Source organism: Acidimicrobiales bacterium (genome assembly GCA_035547835.1).
Taxonomy (GTDB): domain Bacteria; phylum Actinomycetota; class Acidimicrobiia; order Acidimicrobiales; family Iamiaceae; genus DASZTW01.
In genome coordinates, this window is sequence record DASZTW010000021.1 from 21,539 (window position 1) to 31,485 (window position 9,947).

The 9,947-nt window shown below is 71.9% G+C and carries 5 protein-coding genes; 2 read left to right on the top strand and 3 right to left on the bottom strand.

The genetic code is table 11. The annotated features are described in order from the left end of the window. Positions 1-4: 4 nt before the first annotated feature. Positions 5-3,184 carry an AAA family ATPase gene (locus tag VHA73_16880; protein ID HVX19700.1) on the bottom strand — a complete coding sequence of 1,060 codons (3,180 nt, stop codon included), beginning with the start codon at positions 3,182-3,184 and terminating at the stop codon, positions 5-7. 167 nt (positions 3,185-3,351) lie between these two features. On the opposite strand from VHA73_16880, the gene VHA73_16885 reads away from it, so the two are divergent. Continuing rightward, positions 3,352-3,969: an MBL fold metallo-hydrolase gene (locus VHA73_16885; GenBank protein HVX19701.1), complete on the top strand. Its 618-nt coding sequence runs from the start codon at positions 3,352-3,354 to the stop codon at positions 3,967-3,969. A gap of 12 nt (positions 3,970-3,981) precedes the next feature. On the opposite strand, the gene VHA73_16890 is transcribed toward VHA73_16885, so the two are convergent. Beyond that, entirely contained in the window at positions 3,982-4,773 is a 792-nt protein-coding gene (locus VHA73_16890; GenBank protein ID HVX19702.1) for a PadR family transcriptional regulator, read from the bottom strand. Between the two features lie 174 nt (positions 4,774-4,947). Between VHA73_16890 and VHA73_16895 the strand changes: the two genes are divergently transcribed. Then, positions 4,948-6,501, top strand: a complete 1,554-nt coding sequence (locus VHA73_16895; GenBank protein HVX19703.1) for an alkaline phosphatase family protein — start codon at positions 4,948-4,950, stop codon at positions 6,499-6,501. A gap of 39 nt (positions 6,502-6,540) precedes the next feature. Here the strand turns inward: VHA73_16895 and VHA73_16900 are convergent, their stop codons facing one another. Then, positions 6,541-9,846, bottom strand: coding sequence for a carboxyl transferase domain-containing protein (locus VHA73_16900; protein HVX19704.1), 3,306 nt, complete (start codon positions 9,844-9,846; stop codon positions 6,541-6,543). Between the last annotated feature and the right edge of the window lie 101 nt (positions 9,847-9,947).

The window sequence follows — 9,947 nt, forward strand, 5'->3', positions numbered from 1 at the left end:
AAGGTCAACGGTCGACCGACGTCTGCACCGTCCACGTCACCGGAGCATCGCCCACCGGCACGTAGCAGCAGCGATGACCCGTCCGGACCGACGCTTCGAGTGCCGAGCCGAGCTGGGGCGCCTGCGCCCCCACGCTGCGCACCGCGCGCCGGATCGCCTTTTGCACCGCGGTCCTGGCTCGCTCGGCGGGATCGTCGAACACACGCGAACCGCCACCCGGTCGGGCCACCGATCGGGCATGGTCGAGCACTTCTTCGAGCTCGCGCTGCAGCTCGGCGCGGTCCTCCTCGCGCCGGTCGAGCACGGCGTCGTCGATCGCCCGCTCCAGGTCGCCGACCCGACGGCGCAGCGCTTCGATCGTCGACGCGTCGACGAGGGGTTGGCGCGCTTGCACGAGCTCGACGCCGGCGAGTGAGCCGGCCGTCACCTCCACGCACGGTGACGCCAACAAGGCGGCGAGGTGTTGCATCCCGACGCTGTGGCGGATCTGCGCTCGCTCGCCACAACCCACCACTTCCCAACCGTCGGCCCGGCGCAGCCACCAGCCCCGGTCGCCTTCTTCTGTGGCCGGCAGCTCCGCCCGGCGAAGCTCCCATTCCTCCACCCGGGCGTGGAGGCCCATCGCCCGACCTGCAGCGATGGCCGCGCCGAGGAGGCCAGCCGCCCTGGCGTGATCGCCGGGTGCGGCCCGTTCCGCCAGCAAGCGCGACAGCTCCGCGCGACAGATCGCAGTCATCGGCCGGTTGCCGAGCTGCTGGTTGGCACGCGAGGCACGTTCGAAGTGCTCGATCGCCGCCGTCCGGTCGCCAGACACTGCGGCGGCGCGGCCGAGAGACCAGTGCGCCGACCCGAAGCAGCACACGCCGACCGACCCGATCAGCGGCAGCTCACCGTGGGGCGACAGCGCGTCGTAGAGCTGCCGAGCGAGATCGCGGTCACCCAGCGCCACCGTGGCTTCGACCAACGCGAACATCGTGACGAGCCACGACGACGACGTGGGCGTACGGGCCAGCGACGCCGCGTCGAGGCGCGCCAACGCGTGCACCGCGGCGTCGGTGTCGCCGCCCGCGGCGGCGAGGTAGGCGACGGTGGCCGTGTAGATCGGGTTCTCCGACGGCAAGACCGCGGAGTCCGCCAACGACTGCGCGAACGGCAACAGCTCGCCTGCCGTGCCTCGAAACCAGTGGGTCGCCAAGATGTGCGCGCCGTGGTACAGCTCGGCGTCGGCGTCACCGACTTCGTTGCCGAGCTGGCGGCACGCGACCGCGGCGCGCTCTGCTGCGTCGAGCTGACCTGCCCGCTGCAGCCGCATCACGTCGATGGCGTCGGCCACGTACGTCATCGCCCGCATCCCGAGCGCATCAGACCGTTCCCGCAACTCGGCCAACGATCGATCCGCGTCACGACCCGCAAGGAGTTGGTCGACCGTCCACCACATCCGAGCGATCAGCGCGTGCAGCTCGTCGCCACAGGCGCGAGCCACGTCGAGTTGCTCGCGCGCCAAGGACCGACGCTCCGCACCGTGCTCCGGTCCGAGCAGTACGTGATGCAGCAACGACAAGGCTGCGGCCAGATGCCGGTCGTCACCGGTGGCCCGCACCTGCGCGACGGCAGCGCGCACGTCGGCGACGTCGGCCGCTCCGGCGATCGCACGCTCGGCGGACCTGCGCACGTGCAGGGAAGCCAGCAACGATGCCGCGTCGGCCGCCGCGGGGTCGCGCTCCAAACGCTCGATCGCCCGGTCGAGCAAGTCGCCGTACGCGCGACGATCGTCGACGGCGCGGTGCTGGCCGACCCACACCCCGCCGAGACCGAGCGCGATGCGAGCCTCGACACAGGCGTCCACCTGGCTCGACCCGCTGGCCGCCTGCCACAGCTCGGCGCGCGCATCGGCCAGCCGTCCGGTCGCCTGGCGGGCGAGACCCAGCTCCGCGCGCAGCTGCGGATCGACGCGTCGGCCCGAGGCGGAGAACCGGTCGACGAGTTCGGCCAACAGGCCCGCCGCCGTTTCGGGGGACCCTTGTGACAGGAGCTCGGCGGCGCAGGTGCGCACCACGACCGCCGAATCGTCGAGGTGAGCGGGCGCCAGCTCCGCCCGGGCCAGGGCGTGGCGCGCCACGCGGATACGCCGGTCGGCGCCGCCGGTGGCGCCCAAGGCGTCGATGCAGCGGCCGTGCAGCACCGCCCGTCGCTCCGGCGCCAACCCGTCGACGACCATCTCCCGGGCGAGGTGGTGACGCAGCTCGAAGCGGTCTGGCCGCGCCACGCGGGCGAGACCCGCCCGGGCGGCGAGCCGGCGCGCCTCGCCGGCTTCGTCAGCTGTCAGCCCGGCGACTTCGGCGACCTCCCAGATCGAAGCCTCCGAGCCCAGCACCGCGGCGGCCTCGACGGCGGCGACAGCCCCCGCGTCGAGCGCGTCGAGTTGGGCGCGCAGCAGCCGCCGGGCGCCATCCGGGAGCGCGGGCCCCATGGCGCCAGCCGCCAGCAGCTCCTCCAACAAGAACGGGTTCCCGCCGGTCTGCGCCTCGAGCGCTTTGGCCAGCCCGGCCGCGTCGGGCGCGTCCGCCTGGCCGGCAAGGCCTCCGCGAGACGACCCGTACTCGACCACGAACGCCTCGATGCCGGCGGCGTCGAGACCGCGCAGGGGTACCGCCGTTCCGGACGCGGCCATGTCGACCAGCACGTCGGCCGCCGCCGGGCGGACATCAGGCGTGGAACGGTGGGTCACCACGAGGACGATCGGGTGCCGGGCAACCCGTTGTGCCACGAACCGGGTGAGCAAGAGGCCGTCGGCGTCGACCTCATGGGCGTCGTCGAGCACGATCAGCAGCGGCGCCGATGCCGACCTCGCCCAGATGGCGTCGGTGACGGCCAGGAACCAGGCGAACCGACCCGAGTCGGGCGCGTCGCGGGCAACGTTGATCAACTCGGGGTGCTCGATCGTGGTGAGGACCTCCGACCACGGCCAATACGGCGGCGCACCGGCGCCGGACCAGCCCGACGCCCACACCGTCTCGTAGCCGCGACGACCGGCCGCGTCCGCCCACTCGTGAGCCAGACGGGTCTTGCCGATGCCCGGCTCACCGTTGACGACCAGGACCGACCCTCGACCGCCGGCGGCGCGATCGAGCGTGGTGAGGCCCACTTCGACCTCGCTCGCCCTCCCGACCAGCCGACGCGCCATCACCACCCCTTGCTGTCGAGCGCTCACTCCAGCTTGGCACCCCGAAAAATCTGCCGCGAGAAGTGTCAGGACCCGACCGCCAGGCGCTCGTGGCCCTCAGAACGGGGCCGTGCACCGGGTGATCCGAGACCGACCCGCCCCGCCCCTGAAGTCCGTAGGCTGGGTGCATGACCACGCAGACGTTGCACTACGAAGACGGGTCGGCCGAGGTGCACAAGGTCGTGGTCGGACCGATGGACAACAACGTCTACGTCGTGCGCTGCAAGGCCACCGGCGACGCCGCACTGATCGACGCCGCCAACGAGCACGAGCGGCTGCTCGACTTGTGTCAGGCGCTCGGGGTGCGCCGGGTCTTGGAGACCCACGGTCACTGGGACCACATCCAGGCGGTGCCCGCGGTCCGCGACGCCGGCTACGAAGTGGGCATCACGGCCGACGACGCCGACATGTTGCCGTCCTACGACTTCGTGCTCGACGACGAATCGGTGATCGAGGTCGGTCGCCTGCGGCTGCACACGATCCTCACGCCCGGCCACACCCCCGGCTCGATGTGCTTCGCCGTGGAAGGCACGCCGCTGCTGTTCTCGGGCGACACGCTCTTCCCTGGCGGCCCGGGCGCCACCGGGTTCCCCGGGGGCGACTTCGACGCCATCATCCGGTCGATCGACGACCGGCTGTTCTCGAAGTTCGACGCCACCACGCTCGTGCTGCCCGGCCACGGCGTCGACACGACGCTCGCCCGCGAGCGGCCCCACCTCCAGGAGTGGGTCGACCGGGGCTGGTAGCCGGGGAGAGGTTCAGCTCTCCTCCGGCTCGTCGTCCTCCGCGAGGATCTTGTAGAGACCCCGACGAGTGTTGCGCAGCAACGCCAGCGCGGCCTCGTGCTGCGCGGGGCTGCCGACGCGCCGGAACTGCTTCACTGCGGCGGCGACCAGCGCGTACTCACGAAAGACGTTGCTCTCGGCCTCGAAGGATCCCTCGAGCACTTCCTCCCACGGCGCGGGGCCTTGGCGAGCCTCCGCATCGGCGCGACCCGCGTCGGTGAGGTGGAAGATCCGCTTGCCTTCGACCGACTCGGGGCGGACCAGCCCTTCGTCTTCGAGCTGCGAGAGCGCCGGGTAGACAGATCCCGGGCTGGGTCGCCACATCCCATCGGTGCGCTCGCTCAACTCCTCCATGAGCTGGTAGCCGTGGCGCGGCTCCTCGGCCAGCAAGGCGAGGATCGCGGCCCGCACGTCGCCGCGCCGGGCGCGGGACCCGTGCCGACGCCGCGGACCGCGGGCTGCGTGGGGACCCAGGCCGTGAGGGCCGCCGCCGCCGCCTCGGCCACCACCTCGTCCACCTCGGTTCGCGCGCCGGCCGAGCTCGGGGCCTTGGATCGGATCGCCCCAGCCGTGCTCGGCCCCATGGGGGCTGGCGTGCCAGACCTGCAGCCGCGCGCGGAGGCGGGACCAGCCGTCCGCCTCGGCATCGGCGTCGGCGTCGCACGCGTGCTCATGCTCGTGCTCGTGGCATGGGCCGGCGCCGGTCGGCGAGCCGGCCATGGCCAAGGGTGGGAACTGGTTGAACGGGTTCGAGAACATCGCCATCTCCTGGGTTCTCTCTGTATCGATACGATCACGATATATCGCGATCAGTCGTAACGCAACCCGAAACGTCGCGCCGAAGATGACCATCCGATGTCGCGCAGATGAACCCCCGGTGGAGGGCTGCACGCACGCCGCGCCGAACAACGGGCCATGCGGGTGATCTCACGGAGAAGCGTGCTGCAAGGGACCACGGCCCTCGGCGCCACCGCGGTGTTCAGCGGCTTGTCGCGCCGAGCCCAAGCCGCCCTTGCCGCGCCCGCCCCGGCACATGGGCAGCTCTCCGACATCGAGCACATCGTGATCCTCATGCAGGAGAACCGGGCGTTCGACCACTACTTCGGCACCTTGTCCGGCGTGATCGGCTTCGACGACCCCGACGTGCCGACCGACCCGATCACCGGCCGCACCGCGTTCGAGCAACTCAACCCCCTCCCCGTCGGGGGTCTCACCGTGCGGCCGTGGCCCGTCGACCCGCGCACCAGCGCCGCGCAGTGCATGGCCGACGTCGACCACCTGTGGCAGACGCAGCATCTGGCCGTGAACAACGGCTCGGAGAACCTCTGGGTGGCGAGCCACATCCCGCTCGACACCGTCACCGGCGTGGGCACCGACCCGCGCACGCTGCTCGACGGCGGCCGGCGGCCCATGGCCTACTTCAACCGCAAGAGCCTCCCGTTCCACTACGCGCTGGCCGATGCGTTCACGATCTGCGACCGCTATTTCAGCTCGGTGCGGGGGCCGACCACGGCGAACCGTCTGTACTTGATGTCGGCATCGCTCGACCCCGACGGCGTCGCCGGCGGCCCGGAAGTCAACAACCTGAAGTACCCCCGAGCGGGGTTCAGCTGGCGGACGTACCCCGAGAACCTGCAGGCAGCCGGCGTCGACTGGTGGATCTACCGAGAGCCCGACGACTACGACGACAACGTGGTCGACTACTTCGTGCAGTACCAGGATCGTCGCACCGAGCTGTTCCGCCGCGGCCGCTCCACCGTGCCGGCCGGACAGCTCGCCAACCGCATCCGCCACGACGTCGAGACGGGCCGGTTGCCGCAGGTGTCGTGGATCGTCGGGCCCAAGGCCACCACCGAGCACCCCGACGAGATGCCCGCGCAGGGCGAGGACTTCATCCGCCAGATTCTCGAGGCGCTCACCGCTAAGCGCTCGGTGTGGGCCAAGACCTTGTTGATCCTGACGTACGACGAGAACGGCGGCTTCTTCGACCACGTGCCGCCGCCGCAACCGGAACCGTTCACGCCCGGCGAGTACCTCACGCCCCGAGGCCTGGCGATGGCCCCGGAATCGTTCGGGATCCCCGGGCCGATCGGCCTCGGCCCCCGCGTGCCCACGTTGTTGATCTCACCGTTCACACGGGGCGGCTACGTGTGCAGCAAGACGTTCGACCACACCTCGATCCTGCGGCTGCTCGAGCGGCGCTTCGGGGTCGAGGTCCCGAACCTCACCGAGTGGCGCCGCGACACGTGCGGCGACCTCACCTGGGCCATCAACTTCGCCGGCACGCCCGACACCAGGGTCCCGACGCTGCCCGACACCAAGGCCCGACTCGCGGAAGCGCGCGCCCAGTGCGCCAAGCTCCCACCCGCCGCGCCGCCGGCGCTCGGCGAGCACGTACCGCTCCCCCGCCAGGAGCCAGGCAGACGGCCGCGCCCGAGTGGGCCGGTGCCCCGTGGGCGCGCCCGTGCCCGCTCGGGCCTGCACGCGACCTGACATCGCCCACCGGCGGGGTCCGGCGGCGGGCGCCAGCGGCTACCAGGTGTCGACGAACGGCTGGCGTTTGCCGGCGTGACGCCACCACGGCACGAGATCAGAGCCGGCAAACGCCGCGGCGACCCACCGGCGGGTCTCGGCGGGGTCGATCACGTCGTCGATCTCGAAGTGGGTGGCGTAGTTCAAGGCCTTGCCGACCTCGTACATGCGGCCGACCATCTTGTCGAACAAGGCCTGGCGCTCGGCTTGGTCTTCCAACGCCTCGAGCTCACGGCGATACCCGAGCCGCACCGCTCCTTCGAGCCCCATGCCACCGAACTCCCCTGACGGCCACGACACGCAGAACAACCCGGCTTTGAACGACCCACCGGCCATCGACTGCGCGCCGAGGCCGTAGCCCTTGCGCAACACCACCGTCCCGAACGGCACCGTCAAGTTGGCGCCGGCAACGAACAACCGGGCCGAGTGGCGCACCGTTGCGTCACGCTCGGCCTCGGGCCCGACCATGATCCCGGGCGTGTCGCAGAGGAACAGCACCGGCAACCCGAACGCTTCGCAGAGCTGCAAGAAGCGGGCGGCCTTGTCGGCGCCGTCACGGTCGATCGCGCCACCGAGGTGCATCGGATCGTTCGCCACGATGCCCACGGCACGACCCTCGATGCGGGCGAGGGCGGTGACCATGCCGGGACCGAAGCCGCGTCGCAGTTCGAGCACCGAGTCGGTGTCGGCGAGGGTCTCGACGACGGCCCGCACGTCGTACACGCGCAAGCGGTTCTCGGGAACGAGATGCCGCAGCCGCCGCTGGTCGGCGCAGTCCCACGTGCTCAACGGTCCCTGGAAGTACGACAAGTAGCGCTTGGCGACGGCCACTGCCTCGGCCTCGTCGGCCACGAGCACGTCGACCACACCGTTGGCCACCTGCTCGTCGATCGGCCCGACTTCCTCGGGTCGGTACACGCCCAGCCCACCGCCTTCGATCATCGCGGGACCGCCCATGCCGAGGTTGGCGCCTTCGGTGGCGATGATGACGTCGCTCATCCCGGCGAGCGCCGCGTTACCGGCGAAGCAACGGCCCGACACGATCGACACCAGCGGCACGAGCCCCGACAGGCGCGCGTAGAGCCAGAACGCGAGGCAGTCGAGGCCGGCGACGCCGGCGCCGTCGGTGTCGCCCGGTCGGCCACCGCCCCCCTCGGCGAACAGCACCATCGGCAGCCGCAGACGTTCGGCCACTTCGAACAAGCGGTCCTTCTTGCGGTGGTTCTGCAAACCCTGTGTGCCGGCGAGCACGGTGTAGTCGTACGTGGCCACGGCGCAGCGCGAACGGTCGGGCCCGAACGTGGCGGCGTTGACGGTGGCGAGGCCGCCGACCAGGCCGTCGGCCGGGGTGCGGGCGATCAGTTCCTCGACGGAGCGCCGTGCCCGTTGTGCCGCCAACACCACGGGGCCGTACTCGACGAACGACCCGGGGTCGACGAGGTCGGCCACGTTCTCGCGCGCCGTACGTTGCCCGGTACGCCGGCGACGTTCGACGGCCTCGGGACGCGCAGGGTCGAGGCCGGTGGCGCGGCGGTCGAGCACCTCGGCGAGGTCAGGGCGCACGTGCGACGGGTCGAGTGCTTCGATCTCGGCCAGGTCGATCGCGGCTACCTCACCTGGCTGGATCCAGCCGAGCACGGCCCCTTCCACCACCGTGTCGCCGGGCTCCGCGATCACACCGGCCAGACGCCCCGAAGCGGGCGCGGCGACGACGTGCTCCATCTTCATGGCTTCCAAGACGATCACCGGCGCGCCTTCGGCGATGTCGCCTCCGGACGGCAACTCGAACCCGACGACCGTGGCCGCCAGGGGCGCCAAGACAGCCACGGCACCAGGCGGCACGGCGGAGGCGACACGGGCCTGATCCTCCGCAGCGCCAGCGCCGGCGCGCGGCGACGACTCGACCCGATGCGCGGCCGCCGCCTCGGCGAGCTCCGAGAGGTGATCCTCGAACCACGACGTCGCCACCGGCATCGTGAAGTCCGGGTGGGCGGCGATGGCGGCGAGCAGCGTGCGATTGGTGTCGACCCCGCCGAGCCGCACGTCGCGCAGCGCCCGCTGCGACCGTGCCCGCAACGCATCACGGTCCGGTGCGGACACCACGACTTTCGCGACCAGCGTGTCGTAGCGGGGCGACACGACGGATCCGACCTCGAGTGCGGTGTCGACGCGGACACCGGGACCCGACGGCCACTCGCAGTCGGTGACCACGCCGGTGGCGGGCCGGACGGACCCGTCGTCGGCGAACTCCTCGGCGTTCACCCGAAACTGGACCGCCACCGCCCGACTGCGCGCACCCACGCCGCCCTGCGCGAGGCCGAGGTCGGCCAGGCTGGCGCCGCCCGCGATCAGCAGTTGGGCGCGCACGAGATCGACGCCGGTGACCTCCTCGGTGACGGTGTGCTCGACTTGGATGCGCGGGTTGCACTCGAGGAACACGTACGGCTCGCCGCCCTCGGCGATGCCCGAGCCGTCGGCGCTGACGAGGAACTCGAACGTGCCGACCCCCTGGAAGCCGACCTCGGCCGCCATTCGCACCGCCGCCGAGCTGAGCGCCCGGCGCACACCGGGATCGAGCTGCGGCGCGGGAGCCACTTCGACGATCTTTTGGTGGCGCCGTTGCACGCTGCAGTCCCGGTCGCCGAGCGCGACGACGGCCTCGCCGTCGCCCACGATCTGGACCTCGACGTGGCGCGCGGCGAGCACGGCCCGCTCGATCAACAAGTCGCCGCTCCCGAACGCGGTGCGCGCCTCGGCCTCCGCGCCGGCGAACTCCGCGTCGACGTCGTCGACGGTGCGGACCAGCCGCATGCCCCGCCCGCCGCCGCCGGCGACCGCCTTCAACATCCACGCGCCGGGCTCGGCGAGCACCCGTGCGCCGGCGTCGTGGCGGTCCACGGGCTTGTCGCTGCCCGCCGCCACCGGCACGCCGCAGGACCGAGCCAGCGCCCGACCTCGGAGCTTGTCCCCGAAGCGCTCGAGCACCGACGGCGACGGGCCCACGAACGTCAGCCGAGCATCGGCGCATCGCTGCGCGAAGGGGGCCGACTCGCTCAAGAAGCCGTAGCCAGGGTGCACGGCGTCGCAACCCGCGGCCGCGGCCGCCAGAACCGCCCCGCCGTCGAGGTACGCGCTGGGACCCGCGCCTTCGAGGGTGACCACGCCGTCGGCGGCAGCGCCGTGCACCGATCCCGCCTCGTCGGCGGCTTCGACCGCCGTGGTTCGCACGCCGAGCTCGGCAGCGGCGCGGGCGATCCGGACGGCGATCTCGCCGCGGTTGGCGATCAGCACGTGGCGCAAGGGCATGGGCGAGATGGTGGCACGCGCTCCACGCCGAGACGAGGTGGAGCCGGGCGGCGGCCGCGCAAAAAAGTGGCGACCCGGGCCCCGCGGGGTGGGGGGGGCCG